General features: G+C 45.6%; 17 protein-coding genes. 6 read left to right on the top strand and 11 right to left on the bottom strand.

The annotated features are described in order from the left end of the window. Positions 1-21: 21 nt before the first annotated feature. Positions 22-1,407 carry a dihydrolipoyl dehydrogenase gene (gene lpdA / locus PTQ21_RS09150; RefSeq protein ID WP_274569592.1) on the bottom strand — a complete coding sequence of 462 codons (1,386 nt, stop codon included), beginning with the start codon at positions 1,405-1,407 and terminating at the stop codon, positions 22-24. Between the two features lie 201 nt (positions 1,408-1,608). On the opposite strand from lpdA, the gene PTQ21_RS09145 reads away from it, so the two are divergent. Together PTQ21_RS09145 and PTQ21_RS31470 are read left to right on the top strand one after the other, a co-directional pair. Continuing rightward, a complete protein-coding gene (locus PTQ21_RS09145; RefSeq protein ID WP_274569591.1) occupies positions 1,609-2,178 on the top strand; it encodes a TetR/AcrR family transcriptional regulator in 570 nt (189 codons plus the stop codon). Between the two features lie 336 nt (positions 2,179-2,514). Further along, complete coding sequence (locus tag PTQ21_RS31470) at positions 2,515-2,574, top strand: putative holin-like toxin (protein WP_420800377.1); 60 nt, start codon at positions 2,515-2,517, stop codon at positions 2,572-2,574. 217 nt (positions 2,575-2,791) lie between these two features. Here the strand turns inward: PTQ21_RS31470 and PTQ21_RS09140 are convergent, their stop codons facing one another. The 4 genes from PTQ21_RS09140 to PTQ21_RS09125 all read right to left on the bottom strand — a co-directional run bounded on the left by PTQ21_RS09140 (position 2,792) and on the right by PTQ21_RS09125 (position 6,843). Continuing rightward, complete coding sequence (locus PTQ21_RS09140) at positions 2,792-3,499, bottom strand: DNA alkylation repair protein (protein WP_274569590.1); 708 nt, start codon at positions 3,497-3,499, stop codon at positions 2,792-2,794. A gap of 370 nt (positions 3,500-3,869) precedes the next feature. Continuing rightward, entirely contained in the window at positions 3,870-5,030 is a 1,161-nt protein-coding gene (locus tag PTQ21_RS09135) for a cobalamin-independent methionine synthase II family protein (protein WP_274569589.1), read from the bottom strand. Positions 5,031-5,271: 241 nt separating this feature from the next. Then, positions 5,272-5,841, bottom strand: a complete 570-nt coding sequence (locus PTQ21_RS09130; protein WP_274569588.1) for an SF0329 family protein — start codon at positions 5,839-5,841, stop codon at positions 5,272-5,274. Positions 5,842-5,856: 15 nt separating this feature from the next. Beyond that, positions 5,857-6,843 (bottom strand): tRNA dihydrouridine synthase, encoded by a 987-nt coding sequence (locus PTQ21_RS09125; RefSeq protein WP_274569587.1) that lies wholly within the window; start codon positions 6,841-6,843, stop codon positions 5,857-5,859. 550 nt (positions 6,844-7,393) lie between these two features. On the opposite strand from PTQ21_RS09125, the gene PTQ21_RS09120 reads away from it, so the two are divergent. Beyond that, a complete protein-coding gene (locus tag PTQ21_RS09120) occupies positions 7,394-7,600 on the top strand; it encodes a DUF2536 family protein (protein ID WP_090811784.1) in 207 nt (68 codons plus the stop codon). 96 nt (positions 7,601-7,696) lie between these two features. Here PTQ21_RS09120 and PTQ21_RS09115 read toward each other — a convergent pair whose 3' ends face one another. Then, on the bottom strand, positions 7,697-12,187 hold the full coding sequence (locus PTQ21_RS09115; protein ID WP_274569586.1) for an endo-1,4-beta-xylanase: 4,491 nt from the start codon (positions 12,185-12,187) through the stop codon (positions 7,697-7,699). A 482-nt stretch (positions 12,188-12,669) separates the two neighbouring features. On the opposite strand from PTQ21_RS09115, the gene PTQ21_RS09110 reads away from it, so the two are divergent. After that, positions 12,670-14,436 (top strand): leucine-rich repeat domain-containing protein, encoded by a 1,767-nt coding sequence (locus PTQ21_RS09110; RefSeq protein WP_274569585.1) that lies wholly within the window; start codon positions 12,670-12,672, stop codon positions 14,434-14,436. A 109-nt stretch (positions 14,437-14,545) separates the two neighbouring features. Here the strand turns inward: PTQ21_RS09110 and PTQ21_RS09105 are convergent, their stop codons facing one another. Continuing rightward, entirely contained in the window at positions 14,546-15,127 is a 582-nt protein-coding gene (locus PTQ21_RS09105; RefSeq protein WP_274569583.1) for a TetR/AcrR family transcriptional regulator, read from the bottom strand. A 148-nt stretch (positions 15,128-15,275) separates the two neighbouring features. Between PTQ21_RS09105 and PTQ21_RS09100 the strand changes: the two genes are divergently transcribed. Further along, a complete protein-coding gene (locus PTQ21_RS09100; RefSeq protein ID WP_274569582.1) occupies positions 15,276-16,214 on the top strand; it encodes a ketopantoate reductase family protein in 939 nt (312 codons plus the stop codon). A 194-nt stretch (positions 16,215-16,408) separates the two neighbouring features. Here the strand turns inward: PTQ21_RS09100 and rlmD are convergent, their stop codons facing one another. After that, positions 16,409-18,136: a 23S rRNA (uracil(1939)-C(5))-methyltransferase RlmD gene (gene rlmD, locus PTQ21_RS09095; protein ID WP_420800376.1), complete on the bottom strand. Its 1,728-nt coding sequence runs from the start codon at positions 18,134-18,136 to the stop codon at positions 16,409-16,411. Positions 18,137-18,244: 108 nt separating this feature from the next. Further along, positions 18,245-19,126 (bottom strand): diacylglycerol kinase, encoded by an 882-nt coding sequence (locus PTQ21_RS09090; RefSeq protein ID WP_063568189.1) that lies wholly within the window; start codon positions 19,124-19,126, stop codon positions 18,245-18,247. A gap of 611 nt (positions 19,127-19,737) precedes the next feature. Between PTQ21_RS09090 and PTQ21_RS09085 the strand changes: the two genes are divergently transcribed. Continuing rightward, positions 19,738-20,454, top strand: coding sequence for an NPP1 family protein (locus PTQ21_RS09085; RefSeq protein ID WP_090811776.1), 717 nt, complete (start codon positions 19,738-19,740; stop codon positions 20,452-20,454). Positions 20,455-20,521: 67 nt separating this feature from the next. On the opposite strand, the gene PTQ21_RS09080 is transcribed toward PTQ21_RS09085, so the two are convergent. Then, a complete protein-coding gene (locus PTQ21_RS09080) occupies positions 20,522-20,944 on the bottom strand; it encodes a DUF4395 domain-containing protein (RefSeq protein ID WP_274569579.1) in 423 nt (140 codons plus the stop codon). A gap of 75 nt (positions 20,945-21,019) precedes the next feature. Beyond that, a complete protein-coding gene (locus PTQ21_RS09075; RefSeq protein ID WP_274569578.1) occupies positions 21,020-21,946 on the bottom strand; it encodes a ketopantoate reductase family protein in 927 nt (308 codons plus the stop codon). Positions 21,947-22,113 lie beyond the last annotated feature (167 nt).

Below are 22,113 nucleotides of genomic sequence, written 5' to 3'. Positions count from 1 at the left end.
CGTGTATGTTAAATTTGCTGGCTATTTTTGCTTTTTCATTTTGGTGACCGCGTTCTCGGCAGCCTCCATAATCACTTCTCCCAACGTGGGATGAGGGTGAATCGTCATGGCCAGATCTTCTACGGTTGCGCCCATCTCAATTGCAAGTGTGAGCTCCGATATCAGTGTGGACGCCTCCACGCCAACGATTTGCGCACCTATGACAATTCCCGAGGTTGGATCAGCCACTATTTTCACAAATCCTTCGGTTTCCCTTAATGCCAATGCTCTTCCGTTGATCCCAAAAGAAGATTTTCCGATAACCACCGGAATGGCCTGTGCTTTGGCTTGCGTCTCACTTACTCCAACACTGGATAGCTCCGGATCAGAAAAGACGACAAGCGGGATCACCTTATAATCCACTTTGGAGGTAAGACCCGCAATGGCCTCTGCTGCTACTTTTGCTTCATAGGAGGCCTTGTGAGCGAGTGTCGGACCAGCCGTAATATCTCCAATGGCATAAATGTGCGGAATAACCGTCCTGCACTGTTCATCCGTCTCAATCAGTCCCTTGTTCGTTACGGACACACCTATGCGTTCCAGTCCTAACTGGCCGTCTGTATTGGGTTTCCTGCCGATTGTGACCAATACATATTCCGCCGTGACTTGGTGCTGCTCTTGATTTTTCGAATAATGCAGTGTAATGGAATCAGCCTTCTGCTCCACCTTTTCAGCAATCGCTCCGGTTACGATGTGTATGCCATCCGCCTTCAATTGTTTGACTACAGGTGCTGCAAGTTCCGCCTCGAATCCGGGCAATACTTGTGCTCCACCCTCCAGAATCGTTACCTTTGTTCCGAATTTGGCATACATCTGTCCAAGTTCCACACCAATATACCCTCCGCCGATCACAACCAGACTACTCGGAACCTCCTGCAGAGACAGTGCTTCTGTGGAAGATAAGATACGACCTCCAACTGGAAATGCTGGCAGCTCAATTGGACGAGATCCTGTTGCCAGTATGAGGTTTTTAAAAGAAATGCTCTGCTCCTGTCCAGCTTGCTGGATCATCGCTGTGTGCTCATCCACCAGACTGGCCTCGCCTTCGAAAATGGTCACATTCGCAGTCTTTAACAAATAGTGGACGCCACCTGCCTGTTTATTCACAACCCCCTGCTTGAAATCCTGTGCAATCTTAAATGTCGCTGCCGCGTCAGCTTGATTGAACTGTCTGAACAAATCATGGCGATGTGATTCCGCAATTAATGCTTTGGATGGTATGCACCCCACATGCGTGCAGACCCCGCCGAGCTGTTGACGTTCGACGATTGCCGTCTTCATCCCCAGCTGTGAAGAACGAAGCGCCGCCACATATCCTCCCGGACCTGATCCAATAACTAACGTATCTACAGATTCAAGCTTACTCATATCCTGATACCTCCCGATTTGAAGCCGATTTAAAATATGATGATCATAATATATTATAACCATCATATTTTAAGGCAGTCAACAACCGTATTTGGCCCCTTTGTAAACCAGCCAACACCCAGTGACCAAATTGACAGGATTTATTATGATGACTATAATATTTTAAAAAAGCAGAATGATGAAGCTATGGAGTGAATGATAATGCCCTATCCCAAAGGCCATAAAATAAAAGTACGAGGTAAAATTGTTGAGAGTGCGGCTCGGGCTTTTCGTACCAATGGTATTCAGGACGTCAGTGTACCGTTCATTATGAAGGGAGCCGGATTGACTCATGGAGGGTTTTATTCACACTTTGACAACAAGGAACAGTTGGTCGCCGAAGCCTGTGAATATGCCATTAGCGATACCATCGCACTTCTTCAGAAAGTCGCGGATCAGGAAGAGCAGAACCCCAAAATCAATACAGTCATCGATTATTATCTCAGTCCCTATCACCGTGATAAAACGGAAATGAGCTGCATTTTCCCTGCCCTTTCCGGCGAAATATCCCGCTCTTCCGAAGAGGTTAGGCAGGTATTCACTCATGAACTGGAGCGGATGGTCACTTTTATCTCCAATCTGGCAGATATGGATGTATCCAAAAGTCGTGCACTGTTTAGTACATTAGTCGGCTCGCTTGTTCTTGCACGCTCTGTTAATGATCCTGAACTAAGCGACAGCTTTCTCGCGGCGGGCAGGCAGCAAGCCAAAGAATTGGTTAGAAGTAATTAAAAAGTAAACGCTCCGGGCCCTTATAAAATGCGTAACTTTGATGCTGTTTAATTTTTGTTATTCAGCAGTAAACACAAAAAACACGCCTATAAATGGCGTGTTTTCTCTTATTTGTTTTCAACTAAATAATGCTTCATACTAGCCACCGTAATGCTTTTTTCGCATTCACTGTACTGGGGAATTATCATGCCAAGACTTTTATGAAAACGAATATTGTTCATCTATTAGCTCCAAGAAAAATATGGTATACTCACAGAGCAATGGAAAGGCTTATATGGGCGGTCGGCTAATCTCCCGGAAGGGAGGTTATGCCTTGTGAGAGTATTTGAAGCAATTATGCTAATGCTTACCTTCGGTTTGCTGATTGTAGCGCTGCTGTCCAATAAAGACAAATAGACCGCCCTCTGGCTAAGGGATGCGGTCTATTTGGTCGGTACCCTGCTTGTTAAGCCCACCGCCCTTAAAAGCGGCTATTGCATCAGAGAGTCGTGTTAGCGCACGGCTCTCTTTGCATTATAAGCTGTTTCTGTCCTTATTATAACATGGTGATTGTGGATTTCAATTCACAGATTCGGACGTTCCCTATGCCAAAACTGACGATAAGGCGAAAGCGTCAGCACCTTACATATTTACGCTTGAACCCAGTTCGCCCTTTTTCCACTGCCTTTTGAATATTTTCGGAAGCTTGCAGGAACTTGCTCTTAGGTTTGTCCTTGTCGACTTCAACAGGTCCCACGGCCTTGGCTGTCTCCACGGCCTGGTCGTGCAGCGGTTGATAGGATGTCGCGACGGTGTAAAGGAAGTTGTTCATCGAATATTTCGTTCGTTCCGGAGATTCGTGAATCGTCTTTTTTACCTGTTCGAGCATCTCCATCATTTTATTTTCGGAGAATTCGCTATCCGGTCGGCTACCGAGTAACCAGCAATAACAGCTCCAGCCTGCAGACATTTTCAATTCATCCCCGCTCGCAATCCACTTGTCCGAAACCGCTTGGGCAATATCTGTCTCTGCCAGCGTGACGGATACGATGAAGTCAGAGATCATGTAAAAATAAGCAGCATCAATCCAACGGTCAAAATCAGCTTCCGTCATCGCTTGGGGATCGGCTATCACACCAGCAAAATACATGGCATCATAGTTTCCCGTAGCGTAAAGCAGCTCAGCCAAAGGCTGATCCTTTTTTATTTTCTTCGCGATTGGTTTCATCGCTCCAGTAGCTACTCCAAAAAGCGGTTCCTGAGCACCATTGGACATATATATTTTCTTTGTTCGTTCTTTCCCAAGCGCTTCAAGCTCCTGCATAACCTCTTCCAAATTCATTGTGTAAAACTCTCCTTTTTCATAGGATATATACATTTCTAATTTGTCGTTTAGAGGGAATACAACTGCCAAGATGATCCGTACAACAATTTCATTTTCATTGTATCACAGCCTGTTGTCACGCTATACATCCAGATTCCACTAAATTCACTCCCATTCCAACCTCACCAATGATGCTAACAACTCCTATCTCTCCTACAGTGTCTTAATCACCGATCTGAGAAAGAGCCACTTATCGCGCAATACAATTGCGGAACAGGAAACTACGTTAATTTGGGGAGAAAAGATGTATAAAAAATAGAGATGCCTCGCAGGTCCATTGACGGCCCTACGAGGCATCCCTTTTAGCTCAAGATGCTGCTATTCGAAATTAGTTTTCCCAGTATTGCTTGGCAATCTTTTGACCTTGAACGATTTTGGCCCATTGCTCAGCTTCGCTTAGTTCGTTACCGCCATCGCAGGATGCAAAGCCGCATTGGTGCGAAAGCAACAGACGATCCTTATCGATAATCTTGGAAGCTTCATCAAGCAGACGGATTACGCGCTCTTCATCATCAAGTGTATTGGTCTTAGATGACAACAAGCCTAATACGATTTCCGTTTCAGGTCTGTCCTTGAAAACCTCCAGGGCTTCGATAGAACCCGCACGATCATCATCCCACTCCAGGAAGAAACGATCATATTTCAACTGCTTCAGGAACAGGTTAGCGATTTTCGCGTAAGATCCACCGCCCATGTTGCGAGAATCATAATTGCCGCGGCAATTATGTGTCCACATTTTCAAGCCCAGGCTATGACCGAAGTCAATCACTGTATTGTTAATATCAATGAATTCGGTAGCGAGACCCTGTACTTCCTCTTGATTAATGTGCTCCCCTGTAAACGGAGAGTTCGGGTTGTCGTCTGCAAACAGCTCCCACAAGCAGTCATCCATTTGCAGGATTTTACCGCCTACCGCAGCGAATTCTTTAACAAATTCCTTATATGCTTTCACAAGACCCGCTTTGAGCTCCTGAATATTCTGATAAACAGCGTCCGTACCGCCGATATTATCGGACCAGGAGAGTTCACCAAAAATATGGGATGGGGACGGAACGCAAAGTTTCGTTTGCTGGTCACCCGCCGTGTCTTGCAGTTGTTTGAACAGTTGAATGAAATGATGATTTTTACCGCTCAATTCGCCAGTTATGCGCAGCCCAATATCTTTACGTGTTTCATATTTTGAAGAGCCATCCACATCACGGAAAAAATAGCCATGGTCTGCAATATAACGCTCAACTCCACCAAAGCCCCACACAAAATCCAGATGCCACATCGATTTGGAGAACTCTCCATCTGTAATAATCGACAGGTCATGCTCGATTTCTTTTTTCACCACTTGTTTGATGGCCTCAGTCTCGCATTTTTCATAACCTTCAAAACTTTCATAGAATGGATATTTGATATCATCACGATGTTCAATTTGCGTTTTATATGTCAGCAGCTCATCAGGACGCAACAAACTACCTACGATCTGGAACTTATCAGTCATGTCAAAAACCCCCTCGTTGTATACCATTATCATATCATGCAGAACGAGGTTGGCTGAGATACTTAAATGCCATAACTAGTTATAGTTAAAAGCTATAGCAGAAAAAAATTGAACAATAAAAAAGTAGACTTTTCAACATGCACAGGTTGAAGTCTACTTGATCATCTCTTCTCTTGTTAAGCTAATGTTCAGTAGGACCACCCTCGATAAAGGGTGCCCCGTCATTGATATTTATTAATTTTCACAACGTTCTACGCCGCAACTCATAAAAATACTGCACAGCTGGATGCTTTAACTTTATCTGCTCAGACATATTTAGAATTCGTTTTTTGCCCACTCGTCTGTCTATCAAAGCCAGAATATTCAACAAGATATCGTTGCTCTCCAGATTATCCTCTATCGAAGTAGATAAAAACGTAGTCGCTACAATAGTAAAATTCGATTTACTTAATACGGCCTGCGCAGAAAGGAGCTCTTTGGCATGCCCTGAGCTTTTTCTGCTTCTTGCTATGACTTGAAGACGATCCTCTGGAACGGTCCCTTTGGTTTCTTTTCTGACGGCTTCAATCTCTTCATGGCTCACAGGAATCATGATCTCCGGGTCGTTCTTGATCTCCTGCTCCGTCTGATACCATCGGATTGGGGTTGTTGTATCACTCATGTTGAGTACATTCTTTTTATCTACAGTAATATAACAATCGCCTGATTTATCAGGTAAATAACGGTAGCTGGTTGCCCGGTATTCGACGGTTCCAACTAACGTGGGACTAAGGAAACTCTCCAGTTGCTGCTTCAATTTACTCCAGGACATATGACCTCCTGTATTCTATTCATTTTCCTCTACCCCATCATAATCCTTGCTACCAAATTCATCGAGCAATTCCCTTACTCTAGTCGTTGTTTTGGCGTTCATCAAGCTATTTCTCAGCTCACTTGCCCCGCGGAATCCACGGACGTAGATTTTGAAAAAGCGGGCCAGCGGGCTGAACGAACGCGGTTCAAGATCTGAATACTGATCATGCAGATCTAGGTGCAGTCGCAGAAGATGAAGGTACTCCTCCGTGGTATGCTCCCTTGGGTCCTTTTCAAAAGCAAACGGATTCTGGAAAATGCCGCGTCCAATCATAATGCCATCCACACCGTACTGCTCGGCGAGTTTGAGTCCGGTCGCACGGTCAGGAATATCTCCATTAATGGTTAGCAGCGTATTCGGTGCAATCTCGTCCCGAAGTTTCTTGATCTCCGGGATCAGCTCCCAGTGCGCATCGACTTTGCTCATCTCTTCTCTTGTCCGCAGGTGAATGGATAAATTTACAATGTCCTGCTGCAAAATATGAGTTAACCAGTCGCGCCATTCGTCCACCTCGGTGAACCCAAGCCTTGTTTTTACACTTACGGGCAGTCCTCCGGCTTTAGCCGCCTGAATGATTTCCGCTGCAAGGGCAGGACGGCAGATCAGACCGCTCCCCTTCCCATTCTCTGCCACATTGGCTACAGGACAACCCATATTAATGTCGATGCCTTTGAAACCCTCTTTTGCCATGCCGATGCTCATCTCGCGGAAGAACTCCGGCTTGTCTCCCCAAATATGTGCCACAATCGGCTGTTCATCTTCTGTAAACGTCAAACGCCCGCGGACACTTTTGTTCCCCTCCGGGTGACAATAACTCTCTGTATTCGCAAACTCCGTAAAAAACACATCCGGTCTGCCCGCCTCACTAACGACATGCCGAAACACTACGTCCGTCACATCTTCCATGGGTGCCAGTATAAAAAACGGTCGTGGCAAATCACACCAAAAATTTTCTTTCATATTAGAAACTCCTCTATATATACCAGGACAACCTTTGTCCTCATTAATGTAAAATCGTAAGCCATACATCTGCAATCGTATCATTTACATTAGCAGATTCGTTGCAATTTACATTTTGATGTCCTTGCTTCTTCTTCACTCATACCATGCAAATGTAACTTCGTTCAAACATCAGTATCTGTTAATCACATCAAGATGAATATATCCTACCCCCAAGAGAAGCGTACCCTTCAATAGACTCGCATAAAAAAGAGGGGCGATGCCCCCCTTTGCTAATGGCCGTATGGGTCCGTGTTTCCCTTTTCTCCATTTATTACTCCACCAATTTTACCACGTCTTTAGTTGATTTTCAGCACGAGTTTATTAGTGATTATTTGAAGCGTACTTCCCCTACTCTTTTTGACTCCCCTAGAAAAGAAATCAGACCGCCTCCATCGTTCTAATGATTCGCTTTGTTCGCTCTTGCCGAACCGGACAAGCTCCTCTACAATAAAAGTTCGGCAGGCTTTTGTACCTGCAAATCGTGACATGGAGGAGGCCTGAAACAAACATGGAAATTTCACTCGATATTATCAAAGACAAAGTCGAATGCTTGCAGGCTTATGACTTCAATGAACTGGAACGGGCGATCGAAGACCGAATCGGAATGAACAAGGCATTGCTGCTCCGGGTCAAGCAGGTTCAGCATCAAGTCACGTTCGACCCGTTTCGCAACAAGATGTTATATAGTGCAGTTGTTCATTTTTCTGCAGAGTGATGGCCGAGCCTTTTTTACTTCAATATGAAATAGTAGAACTACCCCCGTCTGGATTATACGGGGGTAGTCTTTTTTATTAACTGGTTTGATTAAACTTTACATTTCCCAGATCCGGTAGAGAACCATCGCTGCTTCAGCACGGGTCAATGGTTCGGCTGGTGCGATTTTGCCATCTTTGCCGTTTACGATTCCACTTCCTACAAGGGAAGTTACACTATCCACCGCGTAAGTGGAAATACTTGCAGCATCCGAATAAGGAGCCAGATTCCCGTTGCCGGCAGATTGCTTACCTGCTGCTTTCAGGGCTTTCGCCGTAAGAACCATCATGTCTTGACGGGAAATGCTGCTGCTTGGTTTGAACGTGTTTTCTTCAAATCCAGAGGCAATCCCCAGTTCTTTCGCAATAGTCACGGCCTGTGCATAGTAAGCAGTTGGCTTTACATCGCTGAAGGCTACCGTGTTCGTTCCCGCACCCTTCAATTCAAGTGCTCTTACAAGCAAGGTGATAAAGTCGGCTCTCGTGATAGAAGCTGCAGGAGCGAAGCTGTCATCAGAGATTCCTTTAATAATATCGCGCGCAGCCAGCGCTTCGACTGCTTGTTTTGCCCACAGGACATTTTGCACATCGGCAAAAGTCTTGGTTACGTAGGCTACAGCATACGTGCTGAAATGAGTTGTTTTGAACACCATTGAACCGGATTTAGTATCATAGCGTCCGCTTGGCACAGCTGTTGCATGCCCTTGATTGTCAATGTAAAGAATCACGATCTGATGTGCATTGACAAGCTCCTGTGCAGCAGGCGTGTACGGAACAGATACCGTTACAGGTGCCGCTGGATTGTTCCAGGCAAGGTGACGGTCACCAGCTTTTACACTTAGATCGATCACCGGACGGCTGCCCACAATAGCGCGAACATCTGCGCTCAGACGATCTGCCGAGACTTTGTTAATCAGAATAGAGACTTGATCCGCTTGCTCCGTAATATTAGAAAGCATATTGGACGGAATTTGAATTGTTGCATTCTCCATCTTAAGCACAAACTCAACATTATTGTTGCTTTGCAGGCTGGAAGTCGGCAATTTCACAACATAGGATTGTACATTTGCTTGCTTCGGCACTTCGATGGTAACCTGCTTCTTGCCATTTGCACCTGGAGAAGCTTTTTCAGTCGCTTTATTCAGGCTGTCGCTTGAAATGGTTGCTGTGGCCGTTCCATTTTCGACTTTAATTACCGGCACAATCGCCGAATCGCTGCCTGGAAGCTGTGGTTGAGGTTGTGGCTGCGGAGTAGTCCCGGAATTTGATCCGCCACTGCTACCACCATTGTTCCCCCCGCTGTTGTTTCCTCCGCCATTGTTTCCGCCAGAAGATGGTTTACCCGTGAGCGTCAATTCACCGAATACGGAAGTATCCTGGTAACCTTGACCGGATGGATCGTTCCATGCATTCACGCTGATTCTGTTGCCGTCTTTGGCATCATTGATCTGCGCATCAAAGCCAATTTTGGCATTGTTCGCAGGCTTAACCTTCTTGAACGGAATCTTCATTTCAACCGTGTAGTTGGTACTGGAAACAGAGACTTTGGATTCGAAGCCTGCAGCGATTTCCGCAGGATTAAAGGAAGCTGCGTTCTCAAAGTTCACTCTGTATTGTCCATCATCGTCTTGGAAGTTAGCTGTTTTCCCGTTGTTTTCATCGACGAATACTTCAACGGAATCCTGCTCCCATACATTCGGGTTGGACTTGTTCAGTTGATCATCTCTGACTTGAACCAATACATACAGATTGTCGTCATCCCACAGTGCTTTTGCCGTTCCTGTCGCACCTGACCATGCCATTTGCTTCGTATCCAGTTTCATTTCAGGAGCTTTGCTCCATACACTGTCTACAGAGCCATCAATAGCTGGTGTCCCATAATAAGCGCTTGAGCGCTTGTATTCAAGCTCTTCAGGCGGATTTTCCGCCATATACTTTTGCGGATCAACTACCGCGTAGAACGACTCTTTTGCTTGAAAATTCTTATCGAACAAGGTTGGATTCTGCTCGGCTCTCCAGCTGGTGCTGTCATTTAATCCCCAGAAGGTGACACGCGGAATATGCTCGCTGTTCTTCTTATACAGATCCATCAATTGGGCATACAGATAGGCCTGCTGCTTTGCTTCTTTTTCAGTAATTGTAGAATTGGTACCTGCCATAATGTCCAACTCGGTGACACTGACTTCTACTCCCAAAGAAATGAAACGTTCGAGCGACATCTTGACATTGTCCAATCTCGTGCCCAAATTGTAGTGGGCTTGCATGCCGATGCCGTCAATCAGTTTCTCGCCAGGGTGATTGGCGGCGTACTTCTCGTTGATCTCTTTAACCATGCTGTAGATGGCTGTAGATTTGTTCTGATTGTCATCGTTGTAGTCATTGTAGTAAAGCTTGATATCCCAGCCGTTATCGTCAATGACTTGTTTGGCCGCAAGGAAAGCCTCCTCAATAAATTCAGGGCCGATGGCTTGTAACCAGCCAGAATTACGCAATGCATTTTTCCAGTCTTCCGGATTAGCCGGGTTATCGTTCATCGCTTCATTGACAACATCCCAGGAAATAACTTGGTCACCAAAGTGCTTAACGACCGTTTTAACATGTGTTTTTAGATTCGTCAGAGCTTCTTCACGGCTCAATGGTTTACCACTCTCCGCCGTATGAAGCCATGTTGGAGACTGCGCATGCCATACGAGCACGTGACCATGCAAATCAAGGCCTGCATCCTTTACTTTTTGAACAAGAGCATCTTCTGCAGTGAAATCAAATTGTCTGTTCGCGTCATATGCATAGTCCGGCTTCATGTCATTCTCAAACGTAACGACATTGTGATGTTTCGTCAGAAGCTTGAGTCGAGTCTCGTCAAAGGTAGCCGGATTAACAATGTTCCCGATCAGAAAATCATTCTTGTAAATATCCTTGAGGTTAGGAAGGTTTTCTTGAATCGGAGGTGCGGCAGTTACAGGTCCCAGATATTTTAGAGCAAAGTCATCCAAGTAGAAGGTACGGTTGCCGCCGTCATTGTTTGCTGTTTCAATATAAGCATTAAGTACGCTTGGAGTAGTGGTGAGCGTATACTTACCCGTTAAGTGTACCCATTCTTGATCTGTAACGGTTGCATTTGGAGACACGTTCGCAAAGCCGCTGTCCGCATATTGAGCACTTATACGAAGTGTTGTGGGTTCTTGTCCAGGTGCCATTTTCACCCAAGCAGACAGCTCATATTCGTGATTCTTTGCCATTTTGCCATCAGCGTTAACCAAGGCTGCATCATATTGTGTCGTAGTTGTCACAAGCAAGCTTTGTTTGCCGCCAGATGTATGATTATCGTCTTCGGAAAGTGCTACCGTTTCACGGCCGTTCCGTGCTTTGAATCCATTCAGGCCATTCTCAAAATCGGCAGAGATGCCCGTTTTATCTACAATTTCCGGTGCAGTTTGATCAGGAGTTACATCGGTGATAATGACTTCATCAATGTAAATATCCGAGGTTAACGTATTGTCTGATGGTTCAACATAGATGATGACCTCATTCGTTTTAGAAGGGATTTCGTAGCCTTTGGTTTCTAAGAGTGTCCAGTCAGAAGCGGTTAATAGCTTGTTGCCTATAATCCAAGGATACTTCTGGTCTCCCGACAATATTTCAGAATCTATCTTGGAAGCCAAATGGAACTGGTCTTCACCTGAACTGAGTTTAACCTTGAGGGAAATATCATACTTATGGTCGGATTTCATCTTGCCTGTAAGTACGAGAGCAGGGACGGCTTTCTCATCGGCCCGGTTGAAGAATTTCAGAGATTTCGTGCCTTCGGAGGCTACGTCGTTAACGACCGTAGTGTCCCCATTCGATCCCCAACCCAGTTTGCCCCATCCACCGGTATTCCCGTCTTCAAAGCTTTGGTTAAGGACTACCGTGGGTTCGACGGGTGTTACTGTCTGGGTGATCGTGATATTCCCGATATAGAAAGAGACACCCTTACCTGCTTCATCAGACTTGATTCGCAGAGCTGTATTCTCCACACTGTTAACGGAGAGATCGGCGGATAGTGTAATGCCTTGTCCTGCTTTAAAGTCAGCAGAGCTAATTCCAGTGTATGCCTCAGATCCATCAACGCCCTTATTGCTTACAATTTCCAGAACGGCTTTCCCGTCTGCAGGTGGGTTAGCATCAGTATCGACATATACGGAAGCGGTTACAGAATACTCTTTGCCAACTGACAAACCAAGGTCATCAAAAGCGAGGTCCACGCCATCCCAGTTATTAGATCGGTTACTAACATGTAGAGCCGCTCCATCATCATTGCCTTCAAACGGCTTGCCTGTTACAGCGTCCAGCTGGGCACCGCCTGATTGAGTTGCCTTGCCTTGACCATTCTGGAATGTTTCCTGATACACAATTTGTGAATTAGTTGCCACTAGATCTGCAGCGTTAACTGTCGGAGCTATCAAGCCGCCCGGAAGAAGCAAAGCCGCTACGAGTAACCCGGAAACGACCTGCTTTAGTGATTTCCTCATTCGAAGCATTCCCCCCACATCAAATTTTTCACCAAACATATAAAGCGCTTACATAAATTGTTGTGACCAGCCTCCTTTCACCCCAGATAATACCACTTCATGAAAGAGAAATCTTACTCCAAATTAAAGGGGAATCTTAGTTTTTTACAGAACTCTACCAAGTCTGATACGGGTATGGTCATGCTCTTCGTTCCGATGATCAGGCCGCGGCAGATAAATTCGTCGCAGCACCACAACAGATCCCCTCTTAATAATGCTTACCACCAGCCATACTTAAAAAGATCAAAAAGGAGCAGGATTTCCCTGCTCCTTCGCTATGTGAAACTTCTTTCTCTCATCAAACGTAAATTCACAAGGTATAATGAAGTCAGATGACCGTTCAGCATGATCTTATGACCATCATAATGAAGGAGGGGACATTCGTGGCGTTTATCCCGTTAAACTGTCCCAATTGCAACGGAAGAATTGAATACAAAGAAGGTGAGATTTTAAAGTGTCCCTATTGTGAAACAGAGCTTTTATTGAAGCAAAATCATGTCTATTACGTAGACCAGACCATTAATCATTACCACGGAACGCCCCCTAAAGCACCGCTGAAGCAGACCGTCTCCGTAAAGCTAATGCTGATACTGATGTTAGTCCTAACTGGCGCCATCGGTACGTATTTTTATTATAGCAACAGCTCCACCTATCCAAAAACAGAAGCTAATCTGCCTGTGCGAAAGATGCCTGAAAGCGAGGTTTTGCTCTCATTTTTGCGAGATATCTTCGATAAAGGGTCCGCCTTGCCGACAGAGGAGGAACTGGCTCGTCTTCGCTATTTAACCGTAGAGCATTCGGAGAATGATCAGTGGAAGTTTACATATAGCCTCTCTGATCCCTTCAGCGATGAACAGGCCGAGAAGATCACTTATATTACTCAGGACAAGAAACTGAATAGCCAGGAGATCGATCAGCGAGATTTTGAAGCTTTTAAGGGACTGACGGCATTGGACCTGACGAATACCTATGAAATCTCCCAGACGGACCAAACCACTTTGGCCCATATGCCCGGATTAAAAAGTTATGGAGGCGCTTTTAACGAATCCTTTAGTACATTTTCGGGCTACTTTGGCGACAAGTCTAAAATTACGGAAATTTCCACTCAGCTTCGCAGCAATCAGGAATTGGCTATGCTGCTGGAATTTCCTAATCTGAGCTCGTTATCCATTACCTATGTGGATGAATCCGTAACGGATTTCTTTCTATTGAACAAGCTGCCGCTCAAGTCCCTGTCGCTCACCTTTGTCGATGAACTCGGATGGTTGTCGTCCATGACCGGGCTGACCTCCCTGTCCATCAATTACAGTGAAGCCACAGACCTACAGCCGCTATACGCCTTGACCCAGCTTCAGGAGCTTCGGCTGTCCTTCTTAACGAATGTAAAGTCCATCGACTTTGTACAAAATATGCCTGCTCTACAAACGCTTGATCTCGAAAACGTAAACTTTTCTAGCCTGGAGCGCTTGGCCGGCAAGGCCTCCATTACTAAACTACGCCTGGCTTCTCTAAGTCAGCTTGGCTCGGTAAAGACCATAAACAGTCTGTCTTCACTGCGGGAATTAACGTTGTCCGGTTACTACGAGAAAGCAGAAGCGCTGACATTGCCAAATGTAGTGCGGGTGGAAGTCCCAGGCTCCTTTCTCCCGGGGCTAAAGGCGCCCGCCGCAACCAGCCTGACGCTCCAGGGCGGAAGCGGGGAATTAAACTTGGCTACGCTGGGGAAATTCCCGAAACTGGAGCAACTCTCCCTTTGGGAGATCAGTGAAATAACCCATCTTGGCGCCCTGGACGCTTTGCCTCGTTTAGAGACTCTGAACATTTACGACTCTTCACTATATAAGGAGAGCGATGCTTTATTTCGTTTGAAGCAGGTGAAATCTTTGGTGTGCTCCGAGTGTAGGCTGAACTTTGAACAAAAGGCGGCCGCGGAGAACAGCGTGCTTGAACATTTGACCTTAGAGCAGCCATATTTCAGCATAAACAACACCTCTGTTACTGAGGTTGACCAAATGATGCCTTACTTTGCCAAAATGACCGCTCTACGTTCCTTCACTCTGCAAGACAGCAATTTGGCTTCTCTCAAATTTATGAGTAACTGGAAGGCCATAGAAAATCTTCATCTCGAGAACAATGCCATTTCCAATATAGAGACCCTAAGCCAGCTGCCTGATCTGCAAAAGGTATATCTATCCGGTAATTCCGTACAAAACAAATCCGTACTTGGTGCGGGTGTGCATGTGTATTAGACTACTATAATTAATGGATGATATTGAAACAAAGACAAGAAGGGGTTCGAGAATTATGTATAAATTCTCGAACCCCTTCTGTTTATGTTTAGCTTTCTAACCATCATCGCTACACTCCAGAACGCTGCGGATTGACCGTGCCAAAGATATGATACGGTGTTATCCCCTTTGAAAATAGACTATCGATCAGCTTGATCAATTCTTCCGACGATAGATCTTTGTCTCTGTGTATCCAAAGGCGAAACATAGATATTAATGTTGATATGTAAAACTCGATGATATACGGTGCCAAGACATCATCTGTTGGAAAATCCACAATCAATCGCTCAAAGGGAATTTCTCTTTTCAAGCGTTCCACAAAATGAACAGAACCATAGTCGCCCAATATAGCTTTAAGAACTGAAATTTCCTCTGCATTTTCCAAGCATTGAAGTGCATCTTGGATAGTATGTGTAGAAAACTCTCTGCCTGCCATTTCCTCCTTAATGGATTTCAAAATCCTCTCTTCAACGCAGTCCAACAGATCATATATATCTGTAAAGTATTGATAAAATGTACTCCGATTATATCCTGATTGGTTAGCAATCTCTTGAATGGATATCTTTTCGATTGGTTTTCGGCAATATAAATCACAGAATACATTTATAAATGTCTGCCTTGTTTTTTCCGTAATTTCAGGTTGTTTATTCATTATTGACCTCCATTTTCTGTTCAAGTGATTATACGACAGATATTAAAAATCTGATGGTTGATGACCGTATAGTGAATCTATACAATAACATTATACAACACGTTGTTGGATCATTAACAAGGATGAATATGGATATTAGGAGGCTAAGATGAGAATTTTATTTTTCGGTAGAGGTGTAATATCGACCCAATACGCTTGGGCTTTAGAGAAGGCAGGGCATACCGTTGAGTTTTACGTTAGAAAAGGGAGAAAAGAAAAGTTCGGAAGTCATATAGCGCTTGAAATGTGGGACGCACGAAAAGGGAAACAATTCATCCAAGAAAGCTGGAAAACCAAGCTGCATGAGGAGATAAGCCCAAATTACGATCTCATTATTGCGAGTGTCAACACAGAGCAACTTCCCGAAGCAGCAAAATTACTTTCGACTACTGCGGGTAACACCCCTATCCTAATATTCAATAATATTTGGAAGGATTTAAAATCATCAATCTTGCCCCTGTCTATGAACAATGTTGTCTTTGGGTTCCCAGGAGCAGGAGGCGGCATTGAGGACAATAAGCTTAGGGGCGGCTTTTTAAAAATGATATTTCTGGAAAAACCACGGGTAGGCACGGAACAGATAAACAACAAGGTCAGAGAACTATTTGAAGGCGCCCATTTTAAAATCAATTGGATCAAGGATATGCAAAGCTGGTTATGGAATCACTATGCCATGAATGCGGCGATGGAGACCGAGGTGTTAAAACGGGGAAGTTTCCCAGCAATCTTGAATCATAGTGACTCATTCACAAATGTCGGCAAGAGTATGCGGGAAATGAAGCCTGTTCTTAAAGCAAGAGGCGCAAAGATGGACGCGATTACTCTACTGTTGACCAAGATCCCACCGGCACTTATCGGCACGCTGTTTAACAAGGTCATTTTTGCAAAGGGCAGCTTACCACGACTTTTCATTGAATACAATAATAGTACATCCAATTTTGCAGTACTTGAAGTTGTGAGAGAAGCCAAAAAGTTAGGTATACCTTTGCCACGTCTTACCTCGGCATTAGAAAACACTGAACAACACACAAGTATCGAAAACGGATAAACTGGAAAACTTCATATTGTTCAGACCAAGATCAACTCTACTAATGATTATATAAAACTATCATCCGTCGAACGGAAGCCTCATCAAATACCCTTCGCTGAATGAATGACTTCGGTTAAAACAATTATAGCCCGAGCTTTAGAAGCCTCGGGCAAATTAGCTATATTAAAACAGGTAAATGTAGCTTCAAAACACTACACCCTAACCAACATCGCTACACTCTCCACATGCACCGTATGCGGGAACATGTCCACCGGTGTTACCTCAACCGTGCGATACCCGCCATCCTCTAGCACACGCAGATCACGTGCCAACGTGCTCGGATTACAGCTCACGTACACCACGCGCTCCGGCTTCATCTCCAGAATCGTATCCAGCAAACGTGGATCGCAGCCCTTCCGTGGTGGATCGACGACGATGACGTCGGCCTCGATGCCTTGTTCTTTCCAGCGTGGAATGACATCTTCGGAAGCACCAACTTCGAACTTCACGTTCTTCATCTCGTTCAGCAGCGCATTGCTGCGAGCATCTTCAATCGCTTCAGGTACAATCTCTACCCCGTACACCTGATCCGCATGTTGCGCGAGGAAAAGAGAGATTGTTCCGATGCCGCAATAGGCGTCAATTACCGTCTCTTTACCGCTCAGTCCTGCGTACTCTACCGTTTTCCCATATAGCACTTCCGTCTGCACCGGATTCACCTGGTAGAACGAACGTGCCGAGATGGCAAACTGCACATCCCCGATATAATCATAAATTACATCACGGCCCCAGAGGACGCGGGTCTCATCGCCAAAAATGACGTTGGTCTGTTTCTTGTTCACGTTCTGGCAGATACTCGCTACATGCGGAATCGCTTCACGGATACTACCAATCCATTCGTCTTTGTACGGAATGTCTCGGCCATTCGTGACGAGAACGAGCATCATCTCACCAGTACGGAAAGCCTTCTTCACAACCACATGACGTAGAAGTCCGCGACCTGTCTCTTCGTTGTAAGCACTTATCCCGAAATGGCTACCGATCTCCTTGACCTTGGCGACCACTTCATCGTTATGCTCATGCTGAATCAGGCAGGTGTCCATATCAATGATCCGATGGCTTCCTTTGGCGTAAAAACCACCCACCAAGCCGCCCTCGGCTGCACCGATAGGCACCTGTGCCTTGTTGCGATAGCGCCATGGCTCGTCCATACCCATGGTAGGCAGTACACGGATACCTTGCGTTGTGTCATCTTCGATCATGACACCTTCCATGCGAAGGCGAATACGATTGCTGCCGTTCATTTGTTCTTCAGTAGAAGTTTGTTCAGTTTGGATTGCCTGCTCATCATCCTCCACCAACACATTCAGCTTACCGATCCGCTGCAAATTGTCCACCACCAGCTGGCGTTTCCACGCAAGCTGTCCAGCGTAGCTCATATGCTGGATCTGGCATCCGCCGCATTGATCGTAGATCGGGCAAGGCGCGGATACACGATCCGGGCTGGCCTTCACAATCTCCAGCAGTTTGGCATAGCCGTACTGCTTCTTGGTTTTCATCACTCTTACGCGCACGGTTTCGCCCGGAAGCGCACCTTGCACGAACAGCGTGTATCCATTGGCACGGCCGACACCTTCACCGTCATGGTTCATACCGATGATATCGATGACGGTCTCTTCATTTTTACTTACAGGAATTCCTTCGATTGGTGCAGGTTCACGTTCCCGTCCCTTCGGACGAACGGCAGAAAGAGATGCGCCTTGTGGCCGCACCTCTTTCCCTTGCTGACGTGTGGATGGACGAGATGATTTGCTCGGCTGGCGGGATGCTGAAGCATTCCCTTGCCCCTGTGAGGCAGCCGAATTCCGGCGGTTTTTTCCACGACCGCTGCGGTTCGTATTAGACAACGTACATTCACTTCTTTCTTCATATATGTTCATCCCTTGTTCAAGGGAGATTCCATTCATTTTCAGACACCATGAGATTATACGTGATCCCACTGCCCACGGCAACAGGAAATCACATTTTCTCCCCGATCCATACTACGCTTAACGATACAACATCAGGTGATGACGCAGGTTCTTGAATGTCGCAGGCAATGTGCCGCCCAACTCGCCATCCAGGTTCAACTGCACATAGCCCGGAGATGTTACTTCCATATAATCCGTTTGGAAATGAACGACCTTCTTGTCATTCAGATGTTCACCACGCAGCGCAAGGGTTACGAGGCGAATCATGTCAGCCAGATTACATTTGCGGACACCGATCACATCGAACAGACCATCATCAATGGTGGCACCTGGAGCCAGCTTCTCGAAGCCCCCGACAGAGTTTGTATTGGCAATGAGGAACAGCATGAATTCATCATGAATTTCTTCCTGACCCGCAGCACGGATAACCAACTCCTGCGGAGATAGGCTCGCCATTTTCTCAATACCCTTCATATAGTAGGCCAGTTGCCCAATCATCGTTTTCAGACGGCTTGGCACCTCATACGTCAGCTCGGTTAACGAACCCCCGCCTGCAATATTAATAAAATATTTATCATTTGCCTTGCCCAGATCGAGCGGACGAAGCTGCTGGTTAATGACCAGATCGACGTAATCTTCCCACTGTCTTGGAATACCGAGCGCACGCGCAAAATCATTGGTTGTTCCCAAAGGGAATACACCTAGCGGAGGACGATTCTCCCGCTCGGCCATGCCGTTGATGACTTCATACAATGTACCGTCGCCGCCAGCGGCAATAATCATGTCATATCCCCGTTCAATCGCCAGCTCCGCTTCTCGGGTTGCATCTCCCTCACCCGTTGTTGCGTGACACGAGGCTTCGATACCACCTTGATCCAAACGCTGCAAAATATCAGCCAGACGTTTCTTCATTTCTTCCCGGCCTGAAGTCGGATTATATATCAAGCGAGCTTTTTTCATCTCATACGCCACCTATTCCACATTATCCATGAGTCTGAACGACCTCATATTCTTACTATCTGAGAGTGACCGTAGTCGGGCATCATTTTACACAATGACTCACGTCCGTTAATCCTGCCCCAACACTTTTCTCTACTTATATATATGCATAAGGAATTCCGTCTCATTCCAAAGCCTTTATGTACTATCATATCATCAAATGTGAAGATGTCCTAGCCTGTGATACATAAGTAATTATTTTCATATCGATTATAACGAAATTTTACATCTGGATAACAATAACGATAAAACCTAAAGAATTATCCCACTCCAGCAATGACGAGCATGCTCTCTGTTCACTTCCGAACTTGTCTATCCTTTACAAAATAAACCTCTAGCACTCCTCTTGAATCTAATCCTATGGATTTCCTGTCATTTATAACCATCCATCACCATTCTGCCCGCTTGGGCCGGAAATAGTCTAATACCCTCTCAAATCATGAGGACAACATATCCTGCAGAAAATTTACAAAAACCAGAACGAGATTACAAATAAAGTAAAACCTTTTCCAATATAGTCTTAGTGCATCCTCAACACATTCCAATATCATACCCATGAAGGAGATCACCGAATGAAAAAACTCGTATTATTGCTTATGGTTTCGCTCTTGGCCTGTATACCCTTTGTCACAGACGTTGAAGCGGCAGTCATTAACCATGATCAGGTTGTCGGATTCCAGGAAGTAACTCCCGTCACAGTGACGCAAATAACAGCCAAGCGTTTCCAACCCTACTTAAAAGTCTACCATGGATGTGTTCCATTCCCCGCTGTGGATCAACAGGGCAATACCAATGCAGGCTTGCAAACCTCCGGTTCCCCTAATGGAAATTGCAGCTCAAGCAGAGGGCAAGTGTACTCCCGTTCGGCATGGCATAATGGCGTATGGGCTATTATGTACGCATGGTATTTCCCGAAAGACTCCCCTTCCTCCGGTCTCGGCCATCGTCATGACTGGGAAGGTATCGTTGTATGGGTAGACAATCCCGCAGCACAAAATCCTCAAATCCTCTCCATCGCCTATTCAGGACATGGGCAGTTCACGAATGTTGCACCAAGTAACACGAACCTGAACGGTACGAATCCTTTGATTAGTTACAACAGTACTTGGCCTCTAAACCATGAGCTTGGCGTTACTGGAACCGTCGGTGGAATGCAGCCTTTGATCGGCTGGGATGATCTGACGTCTGCGGCACGCGATGCGCTGAATACGACCGATTTTGGCAGTGCTAATGTTCCGTTGAACGACAGCAATTTTACAAACAATTTAAACAAGGCCTGGTTCAGATAAAAAAAGTAAAATCCCCTTCAAGTGGACACAGAACTTGGAGGGGATTGTTTTTGCAACTACATATAGTTTAGAAGCCAATCTTTCTGCCAGCACGGAGCTGTTTATACCAAAAATATACGGTGCAGCCCACACAGTAACCGAGCAATGCGGCACTTGCAGCGAGGAGAAGCATCGACGAGAAAATATAACCTGCTACCTGCCAACCAAGGCCGAATGAGACAAGTGCCAGCGTAAGAAACAATACGGCCAGAACATTGTTGAAGCGTTGCAGTTCCACTGCCTGTGTCTGTGTCTCTGTCCCTTTTCCCGTTAACACGGCCTTCCCAATCTGCACAAACGGATTAAGCTTGCCTCCGGATGCCAAACCGACAACTTGAATGATCCATAACGCTCCCAGAATTAACGGTTGATTGAACAGAAATGACAGGACAACAAATAGCACAATCCCGATCTGGTTCGCTTTGACATAGCGCATAGGCACTTCCCGCATCTGCATATCTCCTTATCCCCATTTTATTAGTTGGCTTAATTGTAGTCGGGATCGGGACTTTGAGCAATAGTCATCTCATTTGAGATTAGAATATTCTTTTTTGAGCACATCCCAATGAGGAGTGGGCGTGCGGGTAGCCTTTTTCCAATCGGTAAATGCATTATTTAACGCCTCGATCTCTCCAAAGGAACCCGCAACCAGTTTATAGATCGGAAGCATACTATACATCTTCAGTAGAAGGTAAAACATCCGTTGATGTTTGCGAATCAGTTTGGCCTGAATCTCCGGTATAATCGTTATACCCATAGCCTCAAGCACGCTAAAGCCCTCACTCATCGCCCCAATCATATGCTGGAGTTGCTTCCTGTTCCCGTCCAGCTTGATCATCTCACGCTTCTCATTAAAGCTCACCGCATTAAGCATCAGAATGGGCACAATATGGCTTTTCAGCCAGGCATCGATATCGTCCAGGTAATTCAACTTGTATTTCGTCTTCTCAAAAGCTTGATCCAGTATCGATTTAAAGGCAATCTCACCGTCCAGTCCACCAATCACCATTTGCCCGCTTGCTCCACCAATGGATAACATCCGGTCTTCTTGCCGCCGCCCACCGCTGACCTGGAAACCAAACGCTATCCTTTTTTCGACCTTGCTGTTTTCCTCCAAAAAGATTTGCATGCTTCGTGCATCTGCATTGTTACCGACGATCACCAAGTTCCTGCTATGATTGGCTGCCAAAATAGGCAGTACTGATGGAAAATCGTTGTACTTCATAACCACGAAAATAAGATCATATTCATCTTTCTCTTCCAGCGTTCTTGTTACCCGAACCGGATCAACGGTCGTTTTAAGCTGGAACACATGACGAATGACAACACCATCTCTCTCCAGTTCCTCTGCCCGCTTCCCTCTAGCCAGAATGGTGACGTCATTTCTTCCGCGTACCAGAATCTGCGCCAGCTGACTGCCCAGAACGCCTGCGCCATACACTAATATATTCATTAGTTATCCCTCTATTTCAAATTTTTATGGATATTCGTTGCTTTATCAACATTTGTTGATAAAATAAGAGTAACAAAGCATCTGCAACGCTTCAATCGCTAAAATATCCGTTATTGTTGAATAATCAACGAATGGATCCATATTGTTGAAAACATCAAAGGGGGAGC

This window comes from Paenibacillus marchantiae (assembly GCF_028771845.1).
Taxonomy (GTDB): Bacteria; Bacillota; Bacilli; order Paenibacillales; family Paenibacillaceae; genus Paenibacillus; species Paenibacillus marchantiae.
Note: the sequence above shows the minus strand (reverse complement) of the source record. Positions and strands in the feature narration are given on the sequence as shown.